A 25673-nucleotide genomic window follows, 5' to 3' on the forward strand; every position below is an offset into this window, starting at 1 on the left:
CGATGAGGCGATGAAACGGCGACGCACGGGGCACGCGTGCGTGCGCCCCGTGCCGATCGCCGCGTCAAACCGGATTGATCTCGTCCTGGCTGCGCCGCGTGGTGAGCGGGCCGAGCACGCGCAGCGTGACGGCGACGATGCCGAGTGCGACCGAAATCACGCCGAACATCGCGCCCGCGCCGTAGTCGACGAGCACCGGCAGCAACACGAACGGCAGCGCGCCGCTGACGATGCGCGACAGCGCATAGGTGCTGCCGATCGCCGTCGAACGCACGCCGGCCGGAAAAATCTCGGCCTGGTACACGTGATACGCGTTGCTGAACACGTTGGACGCACACGTCGTCAGGAACCCGAAGCCGACGATCAGCACGGTATTGCCGGAATACGCGAAGCACAGCCCGAACACCGCGATCGACAAGATCGACACGATCACGAGCGTGCGGCGCTCGATCCAGTTGAGCAGCGGAATCGACAGCAGCGAGCCGATCGGATAGCCGATGAACGACAGCGCGATGAACAACGTGCTGTCCGTCACGTCGAAGCCGCGGCTTTTCACGACGGTGCCGGCCAGCGTGCCGAACCCGTAATAGCCGAAGCCCTGGAACAGGTGAAAGATCGCCAGCATCACGTAGCGCGCGCCGTACGGACGGCGACGCAGCAGCGCGATGCGCTCGCCGAGCCCGAGCGGCCGCTGCGGTTGGACCGGTTCCGCGAAATGCTCGGGCACGGGCACGCCGGCGCTTTGCGCGAAACGCCGCAGCGCCGCGTGCGCATCGGCCGTGCGGCCTTGCGCGAGCAGCCAGCGCGGGCTTTCCGGCAGCCGGTGCTGGACGAGCAGCACGTACACGGCGCCGAGGCTGCCGACCGCGAGGATGATGCGCCAGCCCGCGACGCCCGCCACATGCAGTGGGTTCAGCCACAGCGCGAGAAAGCCGACGAGCGGCACCGCGACATACGAAGTCGTGTAGGCCCACGCGGCGAGCCGCCCGCGCTTGTCCTTCGGCAGGATTTCGGACAGGAAGCTGTCGGCGACCGGATAGATCGCGCCGACGCCGATGCCGGTCAGGAACCGGCAGGCCACGAGCATGTCGGCGCTCACCGAAAACGCACCGACCAGCGAGAACGCGCTGTACCACCCGAGCGTGAGCAGGAACGCCTTGCGCCGGCCGATGCGGTCGGCGAGGCTGCCGAGGCACATCGCGCCGACGAACATGCCGATGAACGCGGACGCCAGCAGCAGCTTGAAATCGGCGCTTTGCCGGCTCAGCCCGTATTCGTGCTGCAACGCGGAGCCGATCGTACTGACGAGAAAGATCTCATACATGTCGAAGAACAGCCCGATGCCGATCACCCAGACGACGAAGCGGTGCAACGCACCGACCGGCAGATCGTCCATGAAGTCGCCGAGCGTGACGCGGCGGGCGGGGAGGGTCGTTGCGTCGACGCCGGTGCCTGCGGAGGCAGCCGACGTGCGGGCGGATGCGCGTGCGCCCGCGTGGCCGTCGAGGTCGAGGGATTGGCTGTTCATCGTGTCTCCTGATTATCGATATGCGGTGGCGCGGGGCTGGCCGTTCTTAGCCGGCGTCACGCGTCGGCCGCACGATGCGACGCCAGGCATCGCCGGGCAGGTGCAAGAGGCGGCCATGCGGGCTGCGCCGATCGTCCGACACATGGTGGGCAAATCGGCGGCACGTGATAATTGAGGATGTTTCAAGCATCCTTTCCCGAGCAGAAAGGGTAGGGAGCGCGCGGTGGACACGATTCGCGCGGCAGGCCGTTGCAGCCTGCGTGGCGGGCGGGTGCGTATCGAAAACGATGCGCACCCGCGCCATCCGGCGAGGCCGGGAAAACCATGACGCCGGTGGCGTGGCCGCCGGCGCAACCGCCGCCGACGACCACACGGTCGTGCTCAATCGACCGGCACGAACGCCGTCCCATGAAACACGCGCACGGGGTTCCCGCGCGCCAGCGCAAAGTGTTGCATCCGCCGCTGCCGGCGCGTGGCGGTCGGCCTCCCGCCGCACGCGCACCCGCAGCAATTCGTCGCGCGGGCCGCGGATTTGCAATGTCCTGTATCCGCCCCGACGGCCGATACAGTGCGATACACCGCCCGCGCGCGGCTTCGCTATAAAGCAGGCGTGACCTTTTTCGGAGCCCGTCATGTCTGCCACCCGGTTCAAAGGATCCTGCCATTGCGGGGCCGTCAAATTCGAAGTCAGCACGGCCATTGCGCCGGCCGTTCGCTGCAACTGCAGCCTGTGCCGCCGGCGCGGCGCGCTGATGAGCCCGATGTTCGCCGCCGCCAACCTGACGATCGTCGAAGGCGAGGGCGCACTGACGTGCTATCGCTTCAACACGCACACCGCACGTCACTATTTCTGCAGCCGGTGCGGCGTCTATCCGTTCCACCAGACCCGCAAGGACCCGGCATGCTGGCGCGTCAACCTCGGTTGCCTCGACGGCGTCGATCCGTACACGCTCGACGCGACGGTTGCCGATGGTGCGAGCCTCTCGGTCGTGGAGGACGCATGAAACGCTGGCTGATGATCCTGCTGTTTGCCGCGGGCGGGCTCGCGACCGAAATCGCGCATCCGGTACAGTGCACGTTGTTGTCGGTCAGCCGTCAGCACACCGGCAAGCGCCGCAAGCCGGGCTGAGCGCGGCGCGCGTCAGCCCATCGACCCCGATTATCATGCTTCCGATAAGATCGCATGCGATATATAATGCGATTGTCTGCGACCGTTCGCGTCGCTGGAGGAAGTCCATGAAACCGACCGAAACCCCGTCGCCCGCCGCGCCGAAGCTGTCCGAGTTCCTGTGCTTTGCGATCTACTCGGCGAATCTCGCGTTCGGCAAGGCGTACAAGCCGATCCTCGACGAGCTCGGCCTCACGTACACGCAATACATCACGATCATCGCGCTGTGGGAGCAGGACAACCAGACCGTCGGCCAGCTCGGCGAGAAGCTGTTCCTCGAATCCAATACGCTGACGCCGATCCTGAAGAAGCTCGAGGCAATGGGTTACCTGGAGCGGCACCGCGATCCGTCCGACGAACGCCAGGTGCTCGTCAGCCTGACGAAAAGCGGCCGCCGCGTGCGCGAGAAGGGGCTCGACATGAATCTGGTCGAAGCCACCGGGCTGAAGCCGGACGAGTTCGCGAAGGTGCAGAAGGCGATCGTCACGCTGCGCGGCAACCTGATCCGGTCGACCGAAGCATAAAGGCACTCAGGCATGACGAGCGGCCGGCGCGTGAATCGCGCCGGCCGCATTGTCACGCGTGCGCATCGCCCAGCACCAGCAGGTGCATGTCGCGCCGTACGACGAAACCGAGCGCGAGATAGCGCTCGATCGCCACCTGGTTCGTCGTGAGCACGTGCAGGAACGGCGTGTCCGATCGTGCGTCGATCGACGCAATCAGCGACCGGATCAACCTCGCCGCCAGCCCTTGCCGCCGAAACGCGGCATCCACGCACACGGCGCTGATTTCCGTATAGCCGTCCAACTGCATCCGCTCGCCGGCCATCGCGGCCAGCCGCCCTTCGCTGCGCACGCCGATGTAGCGGCCGAGTTCGAACGTACGAGGGCCGAACGGGCCCGGCTGCGCGGCGGCGGTCAGCGCAAGCATGTCCGGCACGTCGGCTTCGCCGAGCCGGACATGTTCCGATTCATGTGCCGGGTCGAACGTCCGTTGCCAGATCATTTGGAGCAGCGTCGCGCGCCGGATCACCGACCATCCCGCCGGTGGTGCGATCTCGTCCGGCGTGACGAGCGCGGCCGGCCCGTGTGCGGCGACCAGCGCGCGCAGCGCGTCGAACGACGCCGGGCTCGTGTCGGCGAGCGCGGCAAACGGTGCCACGGGCACCGGAAACCGCCATGCGCGGTCATTGCCGAGCGCAAAGCGGTGCTGTTTGCCCGTCAGCGCGTTCCAGACAACGCGATCGAGCACGTGCGCATCGCTTGTCGCGTTTCCGGTCATGGCATCCGGCATCGGCGGCTCCTTCGTGAAAGATGGGGTGCCGCACAGAATAATCCGGGATGGGCGGGAATGCAGGCTGCGGCAATGCAAATAAAAGCGCATGCGATTACATCGCATGCGCTTTATATGATGGACTTCAGCGACAGAATTCGCCGTACCACGCTCAATGCCCGAAATAGATCGAGCGCTCGGCCATGCGAATCGCGCCGCGGCTGCCGGACTGCGTGGCGCCGCCGGCATCACCGCCGTAACCGGCTGTCTGCGTATCGGCCGCGACGGCGCCATCGTCGCGAATCCTTTTCAGCGCCGCCTGGATATTGTCCGGATAGTGCGGATCGTTGGGGCGATTCGGCTGGTAGCCGGCTTGCTGCAACGCGGCCAGTTCGGCACGCACTTGCGCACGCGTGACGGTGCTTTCTCCGGCAAAAGCCGGCGCGGCGACGGCGGCCGACACGGCAACGAGCAGGGCGGCAATCAGTTGGGTCTTCATCATTCACCTCGACAGGGATTCAGGAATTCAGGGGGGCGCACCGCACGCCGGCCATCGGCGCCGTTCGCGCATTCGTTCAATGACCGAAGTAGATCGAGCGTTCGGCAACACGCATCGCCGGCCGGCTGCCCGACTGCGTCGCGGCGGCGGCATCGTTGCCGTAACCGGATGCCGATGCGTCGGCCGCCACCGCGTCGTTCGCATGAATGCGCGTCAACGCGGCCTGCAGGTCGTCCGGGTAATGCGGATCGTTCGCGCGGCCCGGCCGATAACCGGCTTGTTCCAGCTGGACGAGCTCGGCGCGTACTTGCGCGCGGGACACGACGGCTGCGTCGGCAAACGCCGGCGCGGCGGCAGAAGCGGAAACAGCGACGAGAAGGGCAGCGATCAGGCGGGTTTTCATCATTCACCTCGACAAAATGGAATCAGGAATAAAGGGACTCAGGGTTCACGTACCGGCGCGGTGCTCAGTGACCGAAGTACACCGAACGCTCGGCCACGCTTGCGACATCGCGGCGGCCGGATTGCGTCGCGGCGCCGCCGTCGCTGCCGTAGCCGGCAGCCGCTGCGTTGGCGGCGACGGCGTCGTCGGCGTGGATCCGCGTCAGCGCGGCCTGCAGATCGTTCGGGTAGGTGGCGTCGGTCGCGCGGTTCAGCGGATAGCCGGCTTGTTGAAGCTGTGCGAGTTCGGCGCGCACCTGCGCACGCGTCACGGTGGTTTCGTTGGCGAACGCCGGTGCGGCAACAGCGGCCGAAACAGCGACGAGCAGGGTAGCGATCAGTTGGGTTTTCATCATTCACCTCGATGGAAAAGGAATCGGGAATTCGGGAGGGCGGCGCTCGGCCGCCCGATGCAACGTTCAGACGATCCGGATGTCGACGTCGATGTTGCCGCGCGTCGCCTTCGAATACGGGCAGGTCTGGTGAGCGGCGTCGACGATGCGTTGCGCGACGTCGCGCTCGAGCCCCGGCACGCTCACGTTCAGCCGGGCCTGCAGGAAGTACGCGTTGCCCGCGGTGCCGAGATCCACTTCGGCATCGACCGCGAGGTCGGCCGGCAGCGTCACCTTCGCGGCACGCGCCGCAAGCTGCATCGCGCCGATGAAGCAGGCCGACCAGCCGGCTGCGAACAGTTGTTCCGGGTTGGTGCCGGTGCCGGCGCTGCCCGGCGACGACAACTGGATGTCGAGGCGGCCGTCGGAACTGCGCGCCGCGCCGTCGCGGCCGCCGGAAGTCGTATGCGTCTTGCCCGTGTACAGCACCTTGTCGATCTTGCTCATCATTTGCTCCGTCGGTTGGTTTGTCTCAGATGCGATTCGATCGCATGCGACGCAGTTTCCGCCTGACGACCATTCTCGTCAAGCGGATTCGATTAAATCGTATGCGATATTTTGTATTTCAATGTATCCGGATCGTGTAGCGCCTTTCCTGACAAGCTTTTCAGACGATCCAGCCCCCGATTGCACGGTGCACCGACGTGCGTGCCGGATGCCGGGTAGGGCGCGCGAGAACACTTGCGGGACGGGATGCCGCCCCACACGTCCGGCCTGTCATCACGCTACCTCGATCTCGGCGATCACGACCAGGATCACGGCGGCGTTGGCCGGCAACTGGTGCTGGGAGAACGCCGAACGCGCATGTCCGGCCTTGGCGCCGAGCACGGCGGCGAACAGGTCGGACGCACCATCGATCACGGCCGGCTGTCCGAAAAAGCCGTCGGCAGAGCTCACGTGCCCCTCGACGCGCACGATCTTGCGCAGGCGATCGAACCCGCCCAGATGCTTGCGGATTTGCGCAAGCACGTTCAGTGCCGCCAGCCGCGCGGCATGCTTGCCGTCGTCGACGCTCAACTGCTCGCCGACACGGCCGGTATAAGCAAGCTTGCCGTCGGCGAGCGGCAACTGTCCCGACACGAACAGCAGGTTGCCGGCTTCGCCGACGGCCGTATAGCTGCCGAGCGGACTCGGCGGTTCCGGTAATGCGAGGCCGAGTTCGGCCAGATTCTGTTCGACGCTCATGTCGTGCTCCTTGCGGTAAAAGGGATCGGGCGGCCGGCGTGGCCCGTGAATCACTGTAGTCATGCGGCCGAAGCCGGTAAATGCCGGCCGCGCAATTGAGTCGGGACGTCATGTAACGAATCGCGCCCGCCGCACCGGCTGGTTTCCCGCACGAGATTCATGCACACTCGTTGCTTCACCGCGTCCCTCCCATGGCCGAGACGGCAGGAATCGCCCCATGCAACGACAATTCGACGATCTCCTGCTGGGCAGCATCGAGCTGTTCTGTCTGGCTGCCGAGCTCGGCAGCTTCACGCTTGCGGCAAATGCGGCCGGCGTCACGCCGGCCGCGGTCAGCCGGTCGGTTGCACGGCTCGAGGAGCGTCTCGGCGTGCGCCTGTTCGTCCGCACGACGCGACAGATCCGGCTGACCGATTCCGGCCGGCGTTATTTCGAGCAATGTCGCGATGCGTTGTCGCAGCTCGTCGACGCGGAGCGCGAAGCCACGGGCCAGCAGGCCACGCCCGCCGGCCTGCTACGGATAAGCATGCCGACGCCGTACGGGCACTATCGCGTGCTGCCGCTGCTGCCGGCGTTTCGCGAGCGCTACCCGGCGGTACGCATCGAAACTCACCTGAGCAACCGCAACGTCGACTTCGCCGAGGAAGGCTACGATCTCGCGATCCGCGGCCGCGCGCCGGCCGATTCGAGCCTGGTCGCGCGCAAGCTGGAGGACGCCGAACTCGTCGTCGTCGCGACGCCCGACTATCTGAAGCGCGCGGGCACGCCGACCGCGATCGCCGACTTGCACGCGCACGAATGCATCCAGTTCGAGCTGCCGAGCAGCGGACGGACGATTCCCTGGCTGTTCGACGACGGCGCGGATGAAATCGACGTCACGACGGCCGGCAGCTACGGCACGTCGGGCGACGTCCTGGCCGGCGTGACGCTCGCGCGCAGCGGCGCAGGGCTGTTCCAGACCTACCGCTTCATCGTCGAGCACGATCTGCGCGCCGGCACGCTCGTGGAAGTGCTGTCCGGCCTCGGCGGCCGGTCGCGGCCCTTCGTGCTGCTGTACCCGCATGCACGCTTTCTGTCGTCGCGCGTGCGGGTGTTCGTCGACTTTCTCGTCGAACAGTTGGCGCAGGCGCCTGCCAACCGGACAGCCGGCACACGCGGCACACGCGGCGGCGTATCGCGATAGACGCGCCGGCTCGCGGCTTCGACGCCGGTGCTCAATGCCCGGCGCTCTGACCGCCGTCCACGTGCAGGATTTCGCCGGTGACGAACGGCGCCGAATCGAGATAAAGGATCGCACCGACGATATCGCTCATCTCGCCCATCCGGCCGACCGGATGCAGCGACGCGAGCGTCGCGTGCGTGTCGGCCGCATGCATCGGCGATTTGATGATGCCGGGCGACACCGCATTGACGCGAATGCCGGCCTTTGCATATTCGATCGCGAGCGACTTCGTCGCGGCATTCAATCCGCCTTTCGTCAGCGACGCCAGCACCGACGGTACGTTGCTGTTCGCGTGATCGACCAGGCTCGTCGTGATGCTGACCACATGGCCCGTGCCGTGCTTCTGCATCGCGGCGATCGCACGCTGCGTGACGTGGAAGAAGCCGTTCAGGTTGACGCTCGTGATCCGCGCATAGTCGTCCGCGGTGTATTGCGTGAACGGCTTCGCGACGAAGATGCCCGCGTTGTTGACGAGCGTGTCGACACGGCCGAAATGTTCGATTGCCGCATCGACCACGCGGTACGCGACGGCCGGATCGCCGATGTCGCCCGCGACGGTGACGAGATCGGGACCGTGCGACGGGCCGATCGAACGGGACGTCGCGACGACGCGATGGCCGCGTGCGCGGAATGCGTTGACCGTTTCCGCCCCGATGCCTTGCGATGCGCCGGTGACGATGATGACTTTGGATGCGCTCATGATGTACCTCGACAGGTGAATGATGTTCGGCCTCGATGCCGACCGGATCGATGAATCCGATGGGCAGACTGTAGGCGTGCCGGTCACGATTTCGAACACCCGCCATGGAGCAACAGTCTTGCGTCGCGGGAACAAATGACGGGAAAGGCGAGGGTCTGCGGCGATCGCTGCGCTGGAGTCGGGTACACCGCCGCGCCGGGTGCTCGCCAAGTCGGTGCGCTACGGGAGAATGTCGGCGGGGGCGGGATCGTGCCTGATGGACCGATTTTCCGGGAGCTTGAAGCGTCGATTCGTTTGCCACGAAAACACGGGGTTGGATAAGAAAATGCCTCTATCCGGATAACTTTTCTTATCACGATAGCACTATCGCAAATCCAAACTCGCCACTTCAAAAACGCGTATGACGTCGAGCGCGTCGTCGAATCGAAGGGCAGGGAAGCGACCGCGCCGTCACGCCGGCGCGTTCCTCCGCGCCAACAGCAGCGTCAACACCTCCGCCGTCGCGTGCGCGACATCGTGTGCGCTCGTATCGACCAGCGCATGCGCGCATTCGCGATACAGCGGGTCGCGCGTCCGGTACAGCGCGGCGAGCGTCTGCCGCGGTTCGCCCGCCTGCAGCAGCGGCCGCCGCCGCGTGTCGTCGCACGTACGCCGCCACAGCACATCGGGATCCGCATGCAGATAGATCACGCTGCCGCGCTCGCTCAGGCGTGCGCGGGTGTGCGGATTCAGGACCGAGCCGCCGCCGGTCGCCACGACCACGTTCGCGCGCTGCGTCAGCTCGTCGACGATATGCGCTTCGAGCAGCCGAAAGCCGCCTTCGCCGACCACGTCGAACAGCGCGGCGACCGAGCGGCCGGTGCGCCGCTCGATCTCGTCGTCGCTGTCGGCGAACGCGCAGCCGAGCGAAGCCGCGAGCGCGCGGCCAAGCGTCGATTTGCCCGCGCCCATCATGCCGACCAGAAACGCGCGCCCGCCGGCCGTCGCGACGGCGGGGCTCATAACCGTCGCGCGAGCGGCCAGCCGGCCCGCGTCGCCAGGCAGATCCGTCGCGCGCGCACCGCGTCCGACAGCGTGTCGAGCGCCGCGCCGGTCGACGCGTCATCGGCGTCGAGCAGCGCGCCGAGCACCTGCTCGTCCGGATCGCAGGCCGCGATGTGCTCGGCCGCATCCGCCGCGATGGTCCGCGGCGCGCGTTCAGGCGCCGCGTCGCGCTCGGGCCGCCGCCACCTGCCGTGCAGATCGCGCCATCGCACGACCAGCCCGTAGAGCAGCGCACCACCCGGCACGGCCGTGTCGTCGGGTGCCGCGGCCAGACCGTCGGCCGTCGTACACCGTGTGACCCAGCTCGCGAATTCGAGCAGCGACGCGTCGTGGGCAACCGTGGCCGCGTCGAGCGCCACGGCCACGCCGGCATCCCGCAGCCGGCCGAGCAGCGTCCGCACGCCGTCGTGCGCGCCGCCGCACGGCTGCAGCAGCACTTCCAGCTCGTCCTCGTGGCGGCATGCGAGCGCACGGTGCCGCTCGAGCGCGGCGGGCTCGAGCAGCGCCTGCGCCGCATGCCGGACGATCACGATCGCGCGATCGTCCCGCCGCTCGACGATCGCACCGATCCGGCGCCGGGCGCGCGCCACCGCGCAGCTCACGTGTCGCTCCCGAGCGCGCGCGCACGCATCACAGCGACCCCTGGAATTCGAGCACGCGCGTCTTGAATTCGTCGGGCACGGCCAGCGTCGTGTTGTTCGCGTAATCGAACATCACGTGCGTCGACACGCCGCGCGCGACGATGGTCTGGTCGTCGCGCTCCATCAGGTGTTCGAGATCGAAGCTCTTGCTGCCGAAGCGCACGATGCTCGAGCGGACGGTCAGGTTGTCGCCGAACTGGGCCGGTGCGAGGTACTCGCACTGCGTCTTCACCATGATGTGCGGCAGTTTCTCGGTGCGCGGCAGGCCGAGCAGATCGAACATGTAGCAGAGGTACGAATGCTGCAGATAGTCGTAATAGACGGGGCTGCTCACATGCCCCATCGAATCCGTATCGCGATACTTGACGTGAATGGGGGTTTCGTAATGCCGTTTCGACATGGTGACTCTCCGCAATGACTGGGTTGATTTATATTTTCGAGCCCGAATGGCCTGTCGGGCATCCGAAAATTAATCGAACGACTATCGGGCCGCCACTATCAGAACGAATAGCGAAGCGTGGCGGAAAGCCGCATGCGGAAGCATTCGCCGCTGCAAGATCACAGCCTGATTTCCGAGCGAAAACCCAATGAACGTTCCATTCGACACCCGCGAACAGGCATGACGACAGGATCCTCAATTATCGAATCCGACGCTTATTTACCTCATTCATAAGGTTATGAATTAGAAACTGATAACTATGTTAGTTGCGCGCCGAAAGCACCATTCAATACAGTCGCGCTGTAGTAAAAAGTCACGTTCATTATCGACAGGAGGGCAGTCCCCATGCATGCAAACGCCTGGACGACAAACCGCGACGCCGTGCTGCGCTTGCCGTCCCCTGCGGATCTGGCCGGCGCGCTGCCGCCGGCGTGGCGCGCGTCGCGCACCGTTCATACGACCCGCCGCGCGATCGTCGACGTGCTCGACGGCGCGGACGACCGGCTCGTGGTCATCGCCGGCCCGTGTTCGATACACGATCCCGACGCCGCGCGCGACTACGCGGCACGGCTCGCGCTGCAACGCGCGCGCTTCGCGGACGAGCTGGAAATCGTGATGCGCGTGTATTTCGAGAAGCCGCGTACGACGGTCGGCTGGAAGGGGCTGATCAACGATCCGCTGCTGGACGGCAGCGACCGGATCGACGTCGGACTGCATACGGCCCGCGCGCTGCTGTGCGACATCAACGGCGCGGAGATGCCGGCCGCGACCGAGTTGCTCGATCCGCTGTCGCCGCGCTACCTGGCCGATCTGATCGCCTGGGGCGCGATCGGCGCGCGCACCGTCGAGTCGCAGGTGCATCGCGAGCTCGCGTCGTCGCTGCCCATTCCGATCGGCTTCAAGAACGGCACCGACGGCAATGTCCAGGTCGCCGTCGACGCGATGCGCGCGGCGGCGCACGCGCACCGGTTCCTGTCGATCGATGCAGGCGGCCGGCTATGCGCGAGCGCGTCGCCCGGCAATCCGCATACGCACGTCGTGCTGCGCGGCGGACGCGAACCGAATTTCGACGCGGCCGCGGTGAACGCCGCCTGCGAACGCATGACGGCCGCGCACTTCGCGCCGCGCGTGATGATCGACGTCAGCCACGGCAACAGCCGCCGCCAGTACCGGAACCAGCTCGCCGTCGGCGCGGAAGTCGCCGCGCAGGTGGCGGCCGGCGATACGCGCATCGTCGGCGTGCTGATCGAATCGAACCTGATCGAAGGGCGGCAGGATCTCGTGCCCGGCGTGCCGCCGCGCTACGGGCAGAGCATCACGGATGCGTGCCTGTCGTTCGCCGATACCGCGCAGTTGTTCGAGACGCTCGCGCACGCGGTGCGTACGCGGCGACGCGGCCACCCGCTGCCCCTCGGCGCCGAGTTCGCGCACGAGCCGCTGCTCGCCTGCTGCGCGTGAGCGGCCCGGCGCGACACGCTCAGATGGCGGCTTCGTCAAGGATGCGCGTCGCGTCGCCGGCCCACGCGTCGCGATAGCGGGCCAGCCAGTGCTCGGCCTGCGTGGGCGCACCGGCGACGATCTCGTCGAGCGGCGCGAGATACATCGATTCATCGCGGCCGGCCGCATCCGTGCGCGCCCGCGCGCGCAGGCCGCGATGCGCGATCGCGAGCGCATCGGCCGCGATCGCGCGTAACGACCGGCCGCCGGCCGGCGTATCGAGCCCGGTACGCGGCACGTCGCGACGCAGCGCGAGCAGCGTACCGCGGTCGATCTCGGCAGCCAGCGTCCCGGCATCCGACAGCGCCGCCGGATCGTACAGCAGGCCGGTCCAGAACGCGGACAGCGCGACCATCATGTCGGGCGAGCCGGCATCGGCGCCGCGCATCTCGAGATAGCGCTTGAGCCGGACCTCGGTGAACACCGTCGTCAGATGGTCCGCGAAATCGCCCAGCGTCGGCGTCTCGCCTTCGAGGTGCGGAATGCGCCGCCGCATGAAATCGCGGAACGTGTGCCCGGTCGCGTCCGCATAACGATCGCCGCGCCGCACGAAATACATCGGCACGTTGTCGAGCAGCCAGCTCACGTAGCGCTCGAAGCCGAAGCTGCGCGACAGGAACAGCGCCGGCGCGCCGCAGCGATCCTCGTCGGTATCGAGCCACGTGTGCGCGCGCGTCGACAGCAGGCCCGACGGGCGGCCGTCGCGGAACGGCGAATTCGCGAACAGCGCGGTGGCGACCGGCTGCAACGCGAGCGACACGCGCATCTTGCGCGCCATGTCGCTTTCCGATGCGAAATCGAGGTTGACCTGCACGGTGCAGGTGCGCTGCATCATGTCGAGCCCGCGCGTGCCGACCCGCGGCATGTAGCGCCGCATGATCGCGTAGCGCTGCTTCGGCATCCACGGCAGCGCGTCGCGCGACAGGTGAGGGTGAAAACCGAGCGGCACGCAGCGCAGGCCGAGCGGATCGCATGCCGCGCGGGCCGCGGCGAGGTGCGCGTGCAGCTCGGCGTGCGTGTCGTGCAGCGTATCGAGCGGGGCGCCCGATAGTTCAAGCTGGCCGGCCGGCTCGAGCGAGATCGCGGCGCCGTCGCGCTGGATCACGCCGACGGTCTGCCCGGCATCGACGATCGGCGTCCCGTCGCCGCGCAGCCGCGCCAGCACCTCGGCGATGCCGGACGGCCCTTCATAACGCGCAGCCGCATGCGTCGCGCGGGAAACGACGAACTTCTCGTGCTCGGTACCGATCCGGAACTGCGCGGCCGGCTTGCAGCCGGCGGCCAGATGATCGGCGAGCTGCTGCTCGGAGACGATCGGCGTGTTGTCCGATCCGACGGCGTTCGACATCGACATCCTCCACAGGTCACATTGGGCGACCGACCGGCCGGTCGCACGGCGACTATAGCGACGTCGATGCGCGCGCAGTACTGGCAGGGGTGATAGGGGCGGTGCGAGGCCGCGCGACATTACGGCTGCTTGCGCTTCGCGAAGTAATGCGCGGGCGAATCGCCGAACGCGCGGCGGAACATCGCGATGAAATTGCTCGGCGTCGCATAGCCGAGCGCGTCGGCGATGTTGGCGACGCTGTCGCCGTTCGCCAGACGTTCGAGCGCATGCGTGAGCCGCGCCTGTTGCCGCCACTGCGCGAAGCTCGTGCCGGTTTCCGCGACGAACAGCCGGCTCAGCGTGCGGGCGGACAGCCCGGCCCACTCGGCCCACGCGTCGAGCGTGCGGCTGTCGTGCGGCTGCCCGAGGATCGCATTGGCGATCCGCAGCAACCGCCGGTCGTGCGGCATCGGCAAGTGCAGCGGTTCGTGCGGCGCGCGGCGCATCTCGTCGAGCAGCACGACGCTCATGCGCGCCTGTTCGATGTCGAGCCGGTCCTGGTCGGCCCACGACACCGCGCGCCGCACGAGCGCGCGCATCAGATCGGTGATCGCGATCACGCACGGCTGGTCGGGCATGCGGCGGCTCGCGGCCGGCGCGATCACGACGCTCCAGCCGCTCAACGCGCCGCTGATGCTGACCTTGTGCTGCTCGCCCGGCGGAATCCAGCCCGCGCGATGCGGCGGCAGCAGCCACGAACCGTGCGGCGTGCGCACGTGCGCGAACCCGCTTTCGACGCAGAACACCTGGCCGCGCAGATGGCTGTGCCAGTCGACCTCGCGCGTGCCGAGCTGGTAGGTATTGCTGCCGTCGTCCTCGCCCCAGACGGCGATCAGCGATGGGCCGTCCGCGCGTTCGCTCGGATCGGCGTCGGCGCGTTGCGCCGCGCGGGCGGGAGAGGCTTCTCGGATGGGCATGGCCGGAATTCATTATTTTTTGTCTAAACAACATTATCAGCTTTACCCGGGAGCGTCCAACAATGCGTGTCGTGTTCAAACCCAAACGAAGCAGAGGAACGCGATGCACGCAGCACTTGCTCCCTCGCCACGCGATGCCGTCGCGCGGCGCGTCCTGTCGCGCATGGCCGCAGTCGTGGCGCTCGTCATGCTCGGCGCATGCGCGAGCCGCGACGGGCTCACGCCGGCCGGCACGCTGCGCGGCGCCGATACGCTCGCCGCAGCGCGCAGCCTCGCGCATGCGCCGGCCGCCGACTGGCCGGCCGCCGACTGGTGGGTTGCGCTGAACGATGCGCAGTTGAATGCGCTGATCGACGAAGCGCTTGCCGGCAATCCCGATCTCGCGACCGCCGATGCGCGTGCGCGCGAGGCGCAGGCGCTCGTGATCGAAGCACAGGCTGCCCGCTTGCCGCATCTGGTCGGCCGCGCGGGCGCGAAAGGGGAACGCACGTCCGGCACGCAGTTCTCGAAAGGCGAGGGCGGCGGCGTCTTCAGCCACACGCGCGAAATCAATCTCGGCCTGAGCTGGGATCTCGATTTGTGGGGCGGCCGCCGCGCGGCGTGGGAAGCCGCGCTCGGCGAAGCGCGGGCCGCGCAGATCGATGCACGGGCCGCGCGCGTGCTGCTGTCCGTCAACGTCGCGCGTGCCTACGTGAATCTCGCCTATGCGTTCGATCAGCAGGACGTCGCGCGGGCCGAATACGAACGGGCCGACGAAGCACTGTCGCTGACGCGTCAGCGTGTCACGAAAGGCATCGACAACGTCGCGCAGCAGCGCCAGGCGGAAAGCGAAGTCGCGGCCGCGATGCGCGAGCAGGCACGCGCGGCGCAGGCGATCGACAGCGCGCGCATCGCGCTCGCGATCCTGCTCGGCGCGGGCCCCGATCGCGGCCTCGCGCTCGCGCGGCCCGCGCCGCTGCCCACCGCCGCGCTCGCGGTGCCGGCCGACCTGCCGGCCGCGCTGCTCGGCCGGCGCGCCGATCTCGTCGCCGCACGCTGGCGGGTGGAAGCCGCGAGTCGCAACGTCGCGGCCGCCCGCGCGGACTTCCTGCCCGACGTGAGCCTCACCGCGCTGATCGGTCTCGCGACGCGCGGCGGCGCATCGCTGTTCCAGGCAGCGTCGCGCACCTACAACGTCAGCCCGGCCGTGAGCCTGCCGATCTTCGACGGCGGCGAACGGCGCGGTGTGCTGCGCAAGCGCGACGCGCAATACGACGTCGCGGTCGCCAGCTACAACAAGACGCTGATCGGCGCGATCGGCGAGGTGGCCGACGATCTGCACCGGCTGCATTCGCTCGCCGTGCAGGCCGATGCGCAGCAGCGCGCATTCGATTCCGCCACCGATGCATGGCGGCTCGCGGACGCGCGCTACCGCGCGGGCGTCGGCAGCTACCTCGACGCGCTCGTCGTGCGCCAGCAGCTCCTGATCGCGAGCCGCGAAGTCGCCGCGTTGCGCGCCCAGCGCGCGGACCAGTCGCTGCAGCTCGTTGCCGCGCTCGGCGGCGGCTTCCGCGCCGAGCCGGACGACGTCGCGCTCGCCGCCACTCCTTCCCACCGTCCTTGACATCGAACCATGAGCAGCGACAACACCCTGCAGACTCCCGCGCGGCCCGCAGCCGCCGATCCGGCCAGCGCCCGCCAGCAACCGTCGGCCGACCACACCGGCGCGCCGCGCGCGCCAGGCGGGTCGGACGCCCGCACGCAACCGGCACCGGGCGGCGCCGCACCGGCCACGCCGCCGCCCGCAAGACGCAAGCACCTCGTGCGTGCGCTCGTCGCCGCGTTCGCGCTCGGCATCGTCGGCTGGGGCATCTGGTACGGGCTCGTCGGCCGCTGGTACGAGTCCACCGACAACGCATACGCACAAGGCAACGTCGTCGAGCTGACGCCGCAGGTGACGGGCACCGTCGTGTCGATCGACGCGGACGACGGCGACCTCGTCCGCGCCGGCACGCCGCTCGTCCGTCTCGACGCGAGCGACGCGCAGATCGCGCTCGCGGCCGCGCAGGCCGACCTCGCGGCCACGGTGCGCAAGGTGCGCGGCCTGTACAGCAACGAGCGCGGGCTCGCGAACAGCATCGACGGCGCGCGTGCCGATCTCGACGCGCGGCGCACCGCGCTCGACAAGGCGAAGGCAGACTACCGGCGCCGCGAGGATCTCGGCCGCTCCGGCGCGATCTCGCGCGAGGAGCTCGCGCATGCGCTCGATACGCTGACGTCCGCGCAAAGCGCGTACGCCGCCGCGCAAAGCGCGCTCGCGACGTTGAGCGAACAGCACCAGACAAGCAAGGCGCTCGTCGACGACACCGCGGTCGCGTCGCATCCCGACGTCGAGGCCGCGGCCTCGCGGCTGCGCGCGGCCTATCTTGCCCGTGCGCGCACCGACATCGTCGCGCCGGTCACCGGCTATGTCGCCAAGCGCACGGTGCAGGTCGGGCAACGCGTGTCGCCCGGCGTGCCGCTGCTCGCCGTCGTGCCGCTGCGCGAGCTGTGGGTCGACGCGAACTTCACCGAAAAGCAGCTCGAGCACATGCGGATCGGGCAACCGGTCGAGCTGACGGCCGACCTGTACGGCGACGCCGTGCGTTATAAGGGCCGCGTGCAGAGCCTCGGCGTCGGCACCGGCAGCGCGTTCTCGCTGCTGCCCGCGCAGAACGCGACCGGCAACTGGATCAAGATCGTGCAGCGCCTGCCGGTGCGAATCGAACTGACGGATCCATCGCAACTCGACGCGCATCCGCTGCGCATCGGCCTGTCGATGCACGCGCGCGTTGACCAGCACGACCGCAGCGGTGCGATGCTGTCGCGCCGCGCGCAGGACGCGCCGGTGTTCAGGACCGACGTGTACCGCGACGAGCTGGCGCGCGCCGACAGCCTGATCGCCGACGTCGTGCATGCGAACCTGCCGGCGGCGGTGCGTGCGGAGCGTGTGCGATGAGCGGCCCGATGCCGGCCGCGGACGCCGGTTTTCGCCCGTCGAGCGTCGCGCTGACGACGTTCGGCCTCGCGCTCGCGGTGTTCATGCAGGTGCTCGACGGCACCGTCGCGAACGTCTCGCTGCCGACGATCGCCGGCAACTTCGGCGTCAGCACGACGCAGAGCGCATGGGTCGTCACGACGTTCTCGGTCAGCAATGCGATCGCGTTGCCGCTGACCGGGTTTCTCGTCAAGCGTGTCGGGCAGGTCCGGCTGTTCGTGTGGGCGACGCTGGCGTTCACGTTCGCGTCGCTCCTGTGCGGCCTCGCGCAAAACCTGCCGCAGCTCGTCGCGTTCCGCGCGCTGCAGGGCCTCGTGGCCGGGCCGATGATCCCGACCACCCAGGCGCTGATGCTGTCGATCTACCCGCCGCAGCGCCGCGGCTTCGCGCTGTCGATGATCGCGATGGTGACCGTCGTCGCGCCGATCGCGGGCCCCGTGTTCGGCGGCTGGGTGACGGAACATTACTCGTGGCGCTGGGCGTTCCTGATCAATCTGCCGATCGGCGTGTTCGCCGCGATGTGCGTGTTCGCGCAGATGCGCGCGCGCGTCGAGACGACGGTCGCCGCGCGCGTCGACTATGTCGGGCTCGCCGCGCTCGTCGTCGGCGTCGGCGCGCTGCAGATCGTGCTCGACAAGGGCAACGAAGCCGACTGGTTCAATTCGACGTTCATCGTCGTGATGTCGGTGGTCGCCGCGTTCGGGATCGCGCTGTTCCTGATCTGGGAACTCAACGAGCCGAACCCGATCGTGAACCTGCGGCTGTTCGCGCATCGCAACTTCGCGGCCGGCACGCTGACGCTCGTGCTCGCGTACTCGGCGTTCTTCGCGGTCAACGTGATCGTGCCGCAGTGGCTGCAGCGCACGCTCGGCTATACGGCGTTCTGGGCCGGGTTGGCCGTCGCGCCGATGGGCGTGATCCCCGTGCTGATGACGCCGTTCATGGGCAAGTACGCGCCGCGCTTCAACATGCGCGTGCTCGTGTGCTGCGCGTTCGCGATCCTCGGCACGTCGTCGTTCCTGCGCGCGGGCTTCGTACCCGACGTCGACTTCACGCACATCGCGCTGATCCAGCTGCTGCAAGGCCTCGGCCTCGCGCTGTTCATCATGCCGATCAACAGCATCCTGCTGTCCGACCTGAAGCCGGACGAGATCGCCGCGGGCTCCGGCCTGTCGACGTTCCTGCGCACGCTCGGCGCGAGCTTCGCCGTGTCGATCACGTCGTTCCTGTGGGACCGGCGCGCGATCCTGCATCACGCGCAGCTCAGCGAACACCTGAGCAGGTTCGATCCGGCCGTTCGCGCCGAACTCGCGCAGCTGGGCGGCGGCGATCCGCAACGCGCGGCAGCGCTGCTCGGCAACCTGGTCGACGCGCAGGCGTACCAGATCTCGTTCAACGACGTGTCGTTCGCGCTCGGCTGCGTGTATCTCGCCGTGATCGCGGTGGTGTGGTTCGCCCGCCCGCCGTTCGGCCCCGGCGCTGCCGCGAAACGATGAAGCGGGCGCCGCGCGGCCCGTTCCGACCCATGCTGTTCAACTCGATGGAGACTGACCCGATGCCTACCCACCACGCTGGAAACGCGCCGTCCGCACTGGCGGCGCTCGCCGTGTTCGACGTCACGGAATTCCCGCTCGTCGTCGTGCGCAACGACGCCATTGCCTCCCGCGGCTACGCGCAGCGCTGGCTCGACGACATGCACGCGCTGATGCGGCACGGCGAGCCGTTTGTCATGATCTTTCCGCCGGCCCGCCCCGACGAGCCGCACGACGACCGCAAGGAGCGCGGCATGTGGCTCAAGCAGAACCGCGCCGCGCTCGCCGCGGTCTGCCGCGCGCTCGTGTCGGTCGAACCGGACCCGAACGAGCGCGAAGCGGCCATCGCGAACGCATCCGGCATCGAAAAGGCGTTCGGGATCCCGTTCGACGTGACGGCTTCGCTCGACGACGCGAAGCAGGCGGGTCGGCGACGTCTGACCGAGGCGGTCTAGCGCGGCCCGTTCGCGCGCAACGCCTCGAACCGGTTGCGCAAGTCCGCCTGATTGCAGATTCCAACTAATAAACGGGGTGGCTTGTATGAAAGGACTGGATTGTCTGAAATGGTTGGTACCCGGCGACACGGACGCGTCATGGCAGCGGATGACCGACGCGGCCGCCGGCATGGGGTTCGACAAGGTCGTGCTGATCGTGCTGCCGTTTGCCGGCGCATCGTTCGATCTCGCGCGCAAGTGGAGCAGCGGCGTGCCGGGCTGGACGGCGCTGTACCGGCAGCGGCAGTTCGACCGCATCGACCCGATGCTGCAGCATTGCTTCCGTTCGGCGCTGCCGCTCGTCTGGGACGGCGCGCTGTTCGGGCTGCCCGGGCAACGGCCATGCTACGAGGCGGCGGCCGCGTACGGCATGCGCAGCGGCGTCGTGTTGCCCGTGCGCGGCCCGAAGGGGGAGGTCGGCATGCTGTCGTGCGCGAGCGCGGACGATCTCGCCACCACGTGCGAGCGCTGCGACCGGCATCTGGCGGCGCTCACGCTGCTGCGCGACATCGCCTGCGAAGCGATCGCCGGCACGCGCTGCCACGCACCGCCCGACAGCGTGCCGCGTCTGAGCCGACGGGAGGTCGAGTGCCTGCGCTGGCATGCGGCCGGCAAGACCTCGTGGGAAATCGGCCACATCCTGAACGTGACCGAGTCGTGCATCAACTTCCACTTCATGAACATCCGCCGCAAGTTCAACGTGTCACGTCGGCACGAAGCCGTGCTGCGCGCGGTCGAGTGGGGGCTGATCAGCATCTCCGACGTGACCGTGCAGACCTGATGCCGGCGTCCCGTCGAGCCAGCGGTCGAGAAACGCGCTGAGCCACGCGGCCGTCGCGCGGTCGTGCCGGCAGCCTTCGTTCGCCTGCGTCGCGAGATCCTGCGCGCCGGGCACCCCCAGCTTGTGCGCGGCCGCCGTGCTCCAGCGCCGCATCATCGGATAGCTCACTTCCGGATGGAACTGGACACCGTACGCGCGCGGCCCGTAACGGACGGCCTGGTTCTCGAAATGCTCGCCGGTCGCGAGAATCTCGAGCCCCGCGACGCGCTCGAAGCCCTCGCGATGCCACTGATACACGTGCGACGGCCATGAACCGAGCCGCCGGCCGGCCGGCGTCGCGGCGATCGGCCAGTAGCCGATTTCCGCGCGCCCGTCGCGATGCGCGTTCACGCGACCGCCCAGATGGCGGATCATCATCTGCGCGCCGAGGCAGACGCCGAGAAACGGCGCCGCCTCGCGCAGCGGCACGCCGATCCAGTCGATCTCGTCGCGGATCCAGCGATCGCCGTCGTTGGCGCTCATCGGGCCGCCGAACACCACGGCGCCCGCATGGTCGGCGAGCGTCGCCGGCAACGGATCGCCGAGCGGCGGGCGCCGGATGTCGAGCGGATGGCCGCGGGCGGCGAGCAGCCGGCCGATCCGGCCGGGGCTCGACTGTTCGCGATGCAGCACGATCAGGATCGGGCGAAGGGCGGAATGCGTCATGTCGTGAGGTCGGTAGAAGGTCAGCCCGGCTGGCCGCGCAACGCGTCGAACGACACCATCACCTGTTCGCGGTAGGCGGGCCGTCGGCACAGGCGGGCGTACCAGGCCTCGACGTGCGGCAACGGCGGCCGCTCGACGTCGAGCGAGAAATAGCGGAACAGCGTCGCGCCGGCCGGGATGTCGGCCAGGCCCGGCGTCGCGCCGCCGAGAAACGGCTGGGTCGACAGCAGCCGGTCGAGCAGCCGGTAATGCGTCGCGCTGCGCGCGGCCTTGTCGCGCACGATCGCATCGTCGCGCCGCTCCGGCGGCGTTCGCACGAGTGCCCAGAACAACCCGGTCATCACGTCGGGTTCGAGCGCGGTCTGCGACCAGTCCATCCAGCGCTCCGCGCGCGAACGGGCGAACGTGTCGCGGCACCAGAACGGATTGTTCGGCACGCGCGCGGCCAGATAGCGCAGGATCGTGTGCGACTCCCACACGACGTCGCCGTCCCAGTCGATCACCGGGATCCGGCAGGTCGGATTCAGCGCCGCGAACGCGGGCGTCTGCAGCGAGCCGTGCTCGCCGCCGGCCGGAATATGCCGGTAAGGCAGGCCGAGCTCGCCGATGAGCCACAACACCTTCTGCACGTTGAACGACGTGCGGCGGCCCCAGACGGTCAGCATCGCGCGGCATCCTCGCAGGCGGCGGTCGACGCGCATGCCGCGTAGCGGTCGAGGCCCGCCGCCAGATCGGCGATCAGGTCGTCCGCATCCTCGAGTCCGATGTGCAGGCGCACGCCGCAACTGCCGGCCGGCCAGCGCGCCGCGAGGCCGTGCGCGTCCAGTTCGAACGGCAACGCGAGGCTCTCGTAGCCGCCCCACGAATAACCGAGCCCGAACAGCGCCAGATGATCGAGAAACGCGTCGATCGCGTGCGCGGGAGCCGGTTGCAGCACGATCGAGAACAGCCCCGACGCGCCACGGAAATCGCGGCGCCACAGCGCGTGGCCCGCGTCGCCCGGCAACGCCGGATACAGCACGCGCTGCACTTCGGCGCGCGTCGCGAGCCAGCTCGCGACCGCAAGCGCATTGCGCTGATGCTGCCGCAGCCGCACGCCGAGCGTGCGCAACCCGCGCAGCGCGAGATACACGTCGTCGGGGCCGGCGCACAGTCCGAGATCGCCATGCAGTTGCTTCAGCGCGGGCCATGCGCGCGCGTTGGCCGACACCATGCCGAGCATCGCATCCGAGTGCCCGACCAGATACTTGGTGCCGGCCTGGATCGACAGGTCGATCCCGAACGCATGCGGCTGAAAGAACAGCGGCGTGGCCCAGCTGTTGTCCGCGAGGACCAGCGCACCGTGCGTATGCGCGAGCCGCACGAGCGCGGGAATGTCGTGCATGTCGAACGTGTAGGAGCCGGGCACCTCGACGTACAGTGCACGCGTGTTCGGACGAAACGCGGCTGCGACGGGCGTGCTGCCGTCGTACCACGTCGTCTCGACGCCGAGCCGCGCAAGCACGCCTTCGCATGCGTGACGCACCGGGCCGTAGACCGATGCGGTCATCAGCAGATGGTCGCCGGGCTTCAGGCACGACAGCAGCGCGAGCGTGCACGCGGACAGGCCCGACGGGCACAGCACCGCGCCGGCGCCGCCTTCGAGGCTCGTCACCGCGCGCTCGAGCGCGTCCGTCGTCGGCGTGCCGCGACGGCCGTAGATATACGGCTGCGTGCGGTTCAGCAGATCCGACACCGTCGGGCTGAGCACGGTCGACGCATGGTAGACGGGCGGATTGACGAAGCCGTGCCACGCGGCGCTGTCGCGGCCCGCGTGCGCGAGCCGCGTGTCGTCGTGCAGGCCGTCATGCGCGCCGTCGCGCGGCGGCGGCGGTTCGTCACGCTTCACGGCCATAGCGCACACCGTTCCCAGCGCGCGCCCGCGCGACGATAAGCCTGCCGCGCGAAACGGCGCGAACTGTCGGCTCGCCAGAACTCGACTTCGTCGGGGGCCAGCGCATACAGGTGCCAGTCGGGCGACACGAGCGCCGGATCGGCGGCCAGCCGTTCGAGCTGCGCGTCGATCGCACGCGTCAGGTCGGCCGGATCGTCGAGCCGTTCGCTTTGCCGTCCGGCCAGGATACTCGCGCGCGACCGCTCGGGGCGGCTTGCGAAATCGGCATGGCCTTCGGCGTCCGGCAACCGCTCGACCGGGCCGCTCAGCCGGATCTGGCTCGCGATCGCGGGCCAGTAGAACGTCAGCGCCGCGAACGGCCGGTTCGCGAGCTGGCGGCCCTTCGGACTGCGTGCGTTCGCCGCGAAATGCCAGCCGCGCGCGTCGACGTTCAGCAGCACGACGGAACGGGCATCGGGCCGTCCGTCCGGGCGGACCGTCGACAGCGTCGTCACCTGCGGTTCGAGCGCGCCGGCGGTCACGGCCTCGTCGAGCCAGCGTTCGAACTGCGCGTGCGGCGTGTCGGCCCAGTGGTCGGCCGGCACGTGCGGCGCGGCATGCGCGAGGGTTTTCAGCGCCTTCAGGCGCGTGGCGATCGTATCCATGGCGATACTCATGCGATGCCGAATTGCGTCGCGCGGGCGATCAGCCGATGCGCGGCGAGATAGTCGGGGACTTCCGCGAGGAAGCCGTCGACGACGGCGGCGGCCACGCGGCGGCCGCCGGAGGTACGCCGCGCGTGATCGAACGCGTCGATCACGCGGCGGGCGAGGGCGACCTCGTCGGCCGTCGGCGTCAGCACGCGATTGACGACCGGCACGAATTGCGCGTTGACGATCGCTTTCGCCTGGTAGCCAAGGCCGCGCGACACGCGCATGTCGAGTTCCGCGCCTTCGTTGTCGGCATAGCTGTACGGGCAGTCGATCGCGGTCACGCCGACCGCCGCGCATTCGACGCGAAAGCGCGAGCGCACGTAGTCGAGCTCGCGGCCCGCACGGGTGCGCTCGGCGCCCATGTCGGCCACCATGTCCTCGGTCGCGACGAGCACGGCCGACACGCGCGGGCTCGAGCGCGCGATCGCCATCGTGTTCACGAGGCCGAGCGTCGTCTCGACGTTCGGCACCAGTTCGGTCGAGCCCGGCACGATGTCGTATTCGCGCTCGAAGCGCGTGACGGCTTCGTCGAGCGCGACGACCTGCTCGGGCGTCGCGACGTACGACATCATCACGATGTCCGGGCGGCCGCGCATCGCGGCGCGCAGGTCGTCGATGCCGCCCGCGTCGAGGGGATTCACGCGCACGGACGCCAGCACGCCGGCATCGCGCCAGCCCGCGAGCACCCGCTCGCTCAGTTCGCGCGCGGCCGGGCGCCGGTCGGGCGGCGTAAAGGTTTCGAGTTCCTGGATCAGCACATCCGCACCGCTCGCGGTGCCGGCAACGAGCGCATCGTGATCGGCGCCGGCGAGAAACAGCCAGGAGCGGCGCAGGCGGGAAGGGCGTCGGTTCGTCGGTGTCATGCGTGGTTTCCTGTAAGGCGCGCGGTGCGCGTGGCGATGGCGCGGGCGATCAGCCGGCGCGCATCATCTGGTTGAAGATGTTCTTGCGATGCATTTCCTCGGTGCCGCCGACGCTCATGAAGCCCAGTGCGTCCGCCGCGAACGCGGCCACCGGCCCGGCCTGGTAGCCGAGGCTGCCGTACAGCCGCACGAGGCCGAGCGCGCTGTCGACGAGATCCTGAGCGCCGACGAGCTTCGCGATCGAGCATGTCATCAGCGCGTGCGGGTGATCCGTCAGCAACTGCGCGAGCGCGCCGCGCGCGAGCCACGTGCCGCGCTCGATGCCGATCTGCAAATCGACGAGGCGACGTTGCACGTACTGGTGGACATCGATCGTGCTGTCGAAACTGCGTCGCTCGCGGCAATAGCCGATCGCGTCGCGCAGATAGGGCGCCGTCACCTGGGCGGCGACGAGGCCGTAATAGAGCCGGCCGAGCGAGATGATGTCGATCAGGTTGCCGAGCCCGGCGCCCGGTTCGCCGAGCAGCTGCCCGCGCGTGATCGGACAGTCGTCGAAATGCAGCGCGCCGGTGGGCAGGTCGTCGAGGCCGAGCTTGCGGTCGGGCGGGCTCACCGTGATGCCCGGCTGGTCGCGATCGACGATCACGAGCGCGGTGTTGCGCCGGCCCGGCGTTTCGATGCGCGTGACGACGAGGATGAAGCGCGCGAGCGGCGCATGCGCGATATTGAATTTGCTGCCGGTCAGCCTGTAGCCGTCGCCGTGCTCGGCGAGCGTCGTCGCGATGCTGCGCACGTCGGTGCCGGTGCCCGGCTCGGCAATCGCGGTCGCGCTCAGTTCGCCACGCAGGATCGCGCCGAAGTAGCGGTCCTGCTGCGCGGCCGTGCCATACCGTTCGAGCGCGCGCACCATGCCGGCCTGCGCGATCACCGACAACAGCAGCGCCGGGCGGCGGATCGATGACGCAAGCCCTTCGAGCGCTGCGGAAAAGTGCCACCAGCCGTGACCGTCGCCGCCATACGTCTGCGGCACGATCATGTCCCACAGTCCCTCCTGCCCGAGCTTCATCCAGCCGGCTTCGTCGAATCCGGCGGGCGCGCGGCCGTCGCGTTCCACGGCGGCGGCGATTCCGGCGCCAATGTCGCGAAACCGCGCCCGCGTCGCGTGCTGCTCCTGCGTCCAGTCAAATGGCATCTGTCGTGTCTCCGGTCGAAGCGGCGCGGCCTTCGACGGCGCGCCAGCGATGACGACAAGGTTAAGGGGGCAGGGACAGCGCAGGTACTGGCAGTAGTGGTAGTTGCCGCGCCAATGACGGCGATGACACCGGCACATGGCGTGCCGGCTTCGCGTTGCCGGTCCATTGTTT

The 25673-nt window shown here is 68.6% G+C and carries 29 protein-coding genes; 10 read left to right on the forward strand and 19 right to left on the reverse strand.

The window, feature by feature from the left end:
- Positions 1–64 precede the first annotated feature (64 nt).
- Positions 65–1528: an MFS transporter gene (locus tag CFB35_RS08410; RefSeq protein WP_059585344.1), complete on the reverse strand. Its 1464-nt coding sequence runs from the start codon at positions 1526–1528 to the stop codon at positions 65–67.
- Positions 1529–2160: 632 nt separating this feature from the next.
- Here CFB35_RS08410 and CFB35_RS08415 point away from each other — a divergent pair.
- The 3 genes from CFB35_RS08415 to CFB35_RS08420 all read left to right on the forward strand — a co-directional run bounded on the left by CFB35_RS08415 (position 2161) and on the right by CFB35_RS08420 (position 3220).
- Entirely contained in the window at positions 2161–2532 is a 372-nt protein-coding gene (locus CFB35_RS08415; protein ID WP_059585349.1) for a GFA family protein, read from the forward strand.
- Complete coding sequence (locus CFB35_RS35295) at positions 2529–2657, forward strand: hypothetical protein (RefSeq protein WP_256939970.1); 129 nt, start codon at positions 2529–2531, stop codon at positions 2655–2657. Before CFB35_RS08415 ends, CFB35_RS35295 begins: the two co-directional genes overlap by 4 nt.
- A 107-nt stretch (positions 2658–2764) precedes the next feature.
- On the forward strand, positions 2765–3220 hold the full coding sequence (locus CFB35_RS08420; RefSeq protein ID WP_006482257.1) for a MarR family winged helix-turn-helix transcriptional regulator: 456 nt from the start codon (positions 2765–2767) through the stop codon (positions 3218–3220).
- A 52-nt stretch (positions 3221–3272) separates the two neighbouring features.
- Here CFB35_RS08420 and CFB35_RS08425 read toward each other — a convergent pair whose 3' ends face one another.
- The 6 genes from CFB35_RS08425 to CFB35_RS08450 all read right to left on the reverse strand — a co-directional run bounded on the left by CFB35_RS08425 (position 3273) and on the right by CFB35_RS08450 (position 6485).
- Positions 3273–3989, reverse strand: coding sequence for a GNAT family N-acetyltransferase (locus CFB35_RS08425; RefSeq protein WP_089464763.1), 717 nt, complete (start codon positions 3987–3989; stop codon positions 3273–3275).
- Between the two features lie 151 nt (positions 3990–4140).
- The gene (locus tag CFB35_RS08430) at positions 4141–4470 is read right to left on the reverse strand and encodes a DUF4148 domain-containing protein (protein WP_060009577.1); all 330 of its coding nucleotides are present in this window, start codon (positions 4468–4470) and stop codon (positions 4141–4143) included.
- A gap of 73 nt (positions 4471–4543) precedes the next feature.
- Entirely contained in the window at positions 4544–4870 is a 327-nt protein-coding gene (locus tag CFB35_RS08435; protein WP_059585374.1) for a DUF4148 domain-containing protein, read from the reverse strand.
- A gap of 64 nt (positions 4871–4934) precedes the next feature.
- Positions 4935–5261 (reverse strand): DUF4148 domain-containing protein, encoded by a 327-nt coding sequence (locus CFB35_RS08440; protein ID WP_089464982.1) that lies wholly within the window; start codon positions 5259–5261, stop codon positions 4935–4937.
- Positions 5262–5327: 66 nt separating this feature from the next.
- Positions 5328–5747 carry an organic hydroperoxide resistance protein gene (locus tag CFB35_RS08445; protein ID WP_059585376.1) on the reverse strand — a complete coding sequence of 140 codons (420 nt, stop codon included), beginning with the start codon at positions 5745–5747 and terminating at the stop codon, positions 5328–5330.
- Between the two features lie 273 nt (positions 5748–6020).
- Positions 6021–6485 (reverse strand): RidA family protein, encoded by a 465-nt coding sequence (locus CFB35_RS08450; protein WP_059585377.1) that lies wholly within the window; start codon positions 6483–6485, stop codon positions 6021–6023.
- Between the two features lie 217 nt (positions 6486–6702).
- Here CFB35_RS08450 and CFB35_RS08455 point away from each other — a divergent pair, with 217 nt between their 5' ends.
- Positions 6703–7668: a LysR family transcriptional regulator gene (locus tag CFB35_RS08455; protein ID WP_060009580.1), complete on the forward strand. Its 966-nt coding sequence runs from the start codon at positions 6703–6705 to the stop codon at positions 7666–7668.
- Between the two features lie 31 nt (positions 7669–7699).
- Here CFB35_RS08455 and CFB35_RS08460 read toward each other — a convergent pair whose 3' ends face one another.
- From CFB35_RS08460 to CFB35_RS08475, 4 genes are all read right to left on the reverse strand, one after another.
- A complete protein-coding gene (locus CFB35_RS08460) occupies positions 7700–8407 on the reverse strand; it encodes an SDR family NAD(P)-dependent oxidoreductase (protein WP_089464764.1) in 708 nt (235 codons plus the stop codon).
- 450 nt (positions 8408–8857) lie between these two features.
- The gene (locus CFB35_RS08465; RefSeq protein ID WP_089464765.1) at positions 8858–9409 is read right to left on the reverse strand and encodes a shikimate kinase; all 552 of its coding nucleotides are present in this window, start codon (positions 9407–9409) and stop codon (positions 8858–8860) included.
- Positions 9406–10053, reverse strand: coding sequence for a hypothetical protein (locus CFB35_RS08470; protein WP_089464766.1), 648 nt, complete (start codon positions 10051–10053; stop codon positions 9406–9408). Before CFB35_RS08470 ends, CFB35_RS08465 begins: the two co-directional genes overlap by 4 nt.
- 28 nt (positions 10054–10081) lie before the next feature.
- Positions 10082–10492 carry a thioesterase family protein gene (locus CFB35_RS08475; RefSeq protein WP_059585355.1) on the reverse strand — a complete coding sequence of 137 codons (411 nt, stop codon included), beginning with the start codon at positions 10490–10492 and terminating at the stop codon, positions 10082–10084.
- 384 nt (positions 10493–10876) lie between these two features.
- Here CFB35_RS08475 and CFB35_RS08480 point away from each other — a divergent pair, with 384 nt between their 5' ends.
- Entirely contained in the window at positions 10877–11989 is a 1113-nt protein-coding gene (locus tag CFB35_RS08480) for a 3-deoxy-7-phosphoheptulonate synthase (protein ID WP_089464767.1), read from the forward strand.
- A 19-nt stretch (positions 11990–12008) separates the two neighbouring features.
- Here CFB35_RS08480 and CFB35_RS08485 read toward each other — a convergent pair whose 3' ends face one another.
- On the reverse strand, positions 12009–13376 hold the full coding sequence (locus CFB35_RS08485; RefSeq protein ID WP_059585378.1) for a glutamate--cysteine ligase: 1368 nt from the start codon (positions 13374–13376) through the stop codon (positions 12009–12011).
- A 119-nt stretch (positions 13377–13495) separates the two neighbouring features.
- Entirely contained in the window at positions 13496–14332 is an 837-nt protein-coding gene (locus CFB35_RS08490; RefSeq protein WP_059585357.1) for a helix-turn-helix domain-containing protein, read from the reverse strand.
- Between the two features lie 163 nt (positions 14333–14495).
- Between CFB35_RS08490 and CFB35_RS08495 the strand changes: the two genes are divergently transcribed.
- The 5 genes from CFB35_RS08495 to CFB35_RS08515 all read left to right on the forward strand — a co-directional run bounded on the left by CFB35_RS08495 (position 14496) and on the right by CFB35_RS08515 (position 20155).
- Complete coding sequence (locus CFB35_RS08495) at positions 14496–15935, forward strand: efflux transporter outer membrane subunit (RefSeq protein WP_226093782.1); 1440 nt, start codon at positions 14496–14498, stop codon at positions 15933–15935.
- Positions 15936–15944: 9 nt separating this feature from the next.
- On the forward strand, positions 15945–17309 hold the full coding sequence (locus tag CFB35_RS08500; protein ID WP_081059345.1) for an efflux RND transporter periplasmic adaptor subunit: 1365 nt from the start codon (positions 15945–15947) through the stop codon (positions 17307–17309).
- On the forward strand, positions 17306–18844 hold the full coding sequence (locus tag CFB35_RS08505; protein WP_059585359.1) for a DHA2 family efflux MFS transporter permease subunit: 1539 nt from the start codon (positions 17306–17308) through the stop codon (positions 18842–18844). The genes CFB35_RS08500 and CFB35_RS08505 overlap by 4 nt, the downstream gene beginning before the upstream one ends.
- A gap of 59 nt (positions 18845–18903) precedes the next feature.
- Positions 18904–19335 carry a hypothetical protein gene (locus tag CFB35_RS08510; RefSeq protein ID WP_059585360.1) on the forward strand — a complete coding sequence of 144 codons (432 nt, stop codon included), beginning with the start codon at positions 18904–18906 and terminating at the stop codon, positions 19333–19335.
- Positions 19336–19420: 85 nt separating this feature from the next.
- Entirely contained in the window at positions 19421–20155 is a 735-nt protein-coding gene (locus CFB35_RS08515) for an autoinducer binding domain-containing protein (protein WP_059608823.1), read from the forward strand.
- On the opposite strand, the gene CFB35_RS08520 is transcribed toward CFB35_RS08515, so the two are convergent.
- Genes CFB35_RS08520 through CFB35_RS08545 form a run of 6 tightly spaced genes read right to left on the reverse strand, consistent with a single transcriptional unit; the run spans position 20078 to position 25501 of the window.
- The gene (locus CFB35_RS08520; protein ID WP_063896780.1) at positions 20078–20860 is read right to left on the reverse strand and encodes a glutamine amidotransferase; all 783 of its coding nucleotides are present in this window, start codon (positions 20858–20860) and stop codon (positions 20078–20080) included. The genes CFB35_RS08515 and CFB35_RS08520 overlap by 78 nt on opposite strands.
- A gap of 20 nt (positions 20861–20880) precedes the next feature.
- Positions 20881–21525 carry a glutathione S-transferase family protein gene (locus CFB35_RS08525; RefSeq protein WP_063892451.1) on the reverse strand — a complete coding sequence of 215 codons (645 nt, stop codon included), beginning with the start codon at positions 21523–21525 and terminating at the stop codon, positions 20881–20883.
- The gene (metC, locus tag CFB35_RS08530) at positions 21519–22754 is read right to left on the reverse strand and encodes a cystathionine beta-lyase (RefSeq protein WP_059585363.1); all 1236 of its coding nucleotides are present in this window, start codon (positions 22752–22754) and stop codon (positions 21519–21521) included. The genes CFB35_RS08525 and metC overlap by 7 nt, the downstream gene beginning before the upstream one ends.
- Positions 22745–23398: a pyridoxal 5'-phosphate synthase gene (locus tag CFB35_RS08535; protein ID WP_059585364.1), complete on the reverse strand. Its 654-nt coding sequence runs from the start codon at positions 23396–23398 to the stop codon at positions 22745–22747. The genes metC and CFB35_RS08535 overlap by 10 nt, the downstream gene beginning before the upstream one ends.
- An 8-nt stretch (positions 23399–23406) precedes the next feature.
- Entirely contained in the window at positions 23407–24309 is a 903-nt protein-coding gene (locus CFB35_RS08540; protein WP_059585365.1) for a CoA ester lyase, read from the reverse strand.
- Between the two features lie 49 nt (positions 24310–24358).
- On the reverse strand, positions 24359–25501 hold the full coding sequence (locus CFB35_RS08545) for an acyl-CoA dehydrogenase family protein (protein WP_059585366.1): 1143 nt from the start codon (positions 25499–25501) through the stop codon (positions 24359–24361).
- Positions 25502–25673 lie beyond the last annotated feature (172 nt).

Source organism: Burkholderia sp. AU16482 (genome assembly GCF_002223285.1).
In the GTDB taxonomy this organism is placed as follows: domain Bacteria; phylum Pseudomonadota; class Gammaproteobacteria; order Burkholderiales; family Burkholderiaceae; genus Burkholderia; species Burkholderia semiarida.

Coding starts and splice junctions, on each gene's coding strand:
- CFB35_RS08410 (WP_059585344.1), bottom strand. CDS start 1,528: ATGAACAGCCAATCCCTCGACCTCGACGGCCACGCGGGCGCACGCGCA.
- CFB35_RS08415 (WP_059585349.1), top strand. CDS start 2,161: ATGTCTGCCACCCGGTTCAAAGGATCCTGCCATTGCGGGGCCGTCAAA.
- CFB35_RS35295 (WP_256939970.1), top strand. CDS start 2,529: ATGAAACGCTGGCTGATGATCCTGCTGTTTGCCGCGGGCGGGCTCGCG.
- CFB35_RS08420 (WP_006482257.1), top strand. CDS start 2,765: ATGAAACCGACCGAAACCCCGTCGCCCGCCGCGCCGAAGCTGTCCGAG.
- CFB35_RS08425 (WP_089464763.1), bottom strand. CDS start 3,989: ATGCCGGATGCCATGACCGGAAACGCGACAAGCGATGCGCACGTGCTC.
- CFB35_RS08430 (WP_060009577.1), bottom strand. CDS start 4,470: ATGATGAAGACCCAACTGATTGCCGCCCTGCTCGTTGCCGTGTCGGCC.
- CFB35_RS08435 (WP_059585374.1), bottom strand. CDS start 4,870: ATGAAAACCCGCCTGATCGCTGCCCTTCTCGTCGCTGTTTCCGCTTCT.
- CFB35_RS08440 (WP_089464982.1), bottom strand. CDS start 5,261: ATGAAAACCCAACTGATCGCTACCCTGCTCGTCGCTGTTTCGGCCGCT.
- CFB35_RS08445 (WP_059585376.1), bottom strand. CDS start 5,747: ATGAGCAAGATCGACAAGGTGCTGTACACGGGCAAGACGCATACGACT.
- CFB35_RS08450 (WP_059585377.1), bottom strand. CDS start 6,485: ATGAGCGTCGAACAGAATCTGGCCGAACTCGGCCTCGCATTACCGGAA.
- CFB35_RS08455 (WP_060009580.1), top strand. CDS start 6,703: ATGCAACGACAATTCGACGATCTCCTGCTGGGCAGCATCGAGCTGTTC.
- CFB35_RS08460 (WP_089464764.1), bottom strand. CDS start 8,407: ATGAGCGCATCCAAAGTCATCATCGTCACCGGCGCATCGCAAGGCATC.
- CFB35_RS08465 (WP_089464765.1), bottom strand. CDS start 9,409: ATGAGCCCCGCCGTCGCGACGGCCGGCGGGCGCGCGTTTCTGGTCGGC.
- CFB35_RS08475 (WP_059585355.1), bottom strand. CDS start 10,492: ATGTCGAAACGGCATTACGAAACCCCCATTCACGTCAAGTATCGCGAT.
- CFB35_RS08480 (WP_089464767.1), top strand. CDS start 10,877: ATGCATGCAAACGCCTGGACGACAAACCGCGACGCCGTGCTGCGCTTG.
- CFB35_RS08485 (WP_059585378.1), bottom strand. CDS start 13,376: ATGTCGAACGCCGTCGGATCGGACAACACGCCGATCGTCTCCGAGCAG.
- CFB35_RS08490 (WP_059585357.1), bottom strand. CDS start 14,332: ATGCCCATCCGAGAAGCCTCTCCCGCCCGCGCGGCGCAACGCGCCGAC.
- CFB35_RS08495 (WP_226093782.1), top strand. CDS start 14,496: ATGGCCGCAGTCGTGGCGCTCGTCATGCTCGGCGCATGCGCGAGCCGC.
- CFB35_RS08500 (WP_081059345.1), top strand. CDS start 15,945: ATGAGCAGCGACAACACCCTGCAGACTCCCGCGCGGCCCGCAGCCGCC.
- CFB35_RS08505 (WP_059585359.1), top strand. CDS start 17,306: ATGAGCGGCCCGATGCCGGCCGCGGACGCCGGTTTTCGCCCGTCGAGC.
- CFB35_RS08510 (WP_059585360.1), top strand. CDS start 18,904: ATGCCTACCCACCACGCTGGAAACGCGCCGTCCGCACTGGCGGCGCTC.
- CFB35_RS08515 (WP_059608823.1), top strand. CDS start 19,421: ATGAAAGGACTGGATTGTCTGAAATGGTTGGTACCCGGCGACACGGAC.
- CFB35_RS08520 (WP_063896780.1), bottom strand. CDS start 20,860: ATGACGCATTCCGCCCTTCGCCCGATCCTGATCGTGCTGCATCGCGAA.
- CFB35_RS08525 (WP_063892451.1), bottom strand. CDS start 21,525: ATGCTGACCGTCTGGGGCCGCCGCACGTCGTTCAACGTGCAGAAGGTG.
- metC (WP_059585363.1), bottom strand. CDS start 22,754: ATGGCCGTGAAGCGTGACGAACCGCCGCCGCCGCGCGACGGCGCGCAT.
- CFB35_RS08535 (WP_059585364.1), bottom strand. CDS start 23,398: ATGGATACGATCGCCACGCGCCTGAAGGCGCTGAAAACCCTCGCGCAT.
- CFB35_RS08540 (WP_059585365.1), bottom strand. CDS start 24,309: ATGACACCGACGAACCGACGCCCTTCCCGCCTGCGCCGCTCCTGGCTG.
- CFB35_RS08545 (WP_059585366.1), bottom strand. CDS start 25,501: ATGCCATTTGACTGGACGCAGGAGCAGCACGCGACGCGGGCGCGGTTT.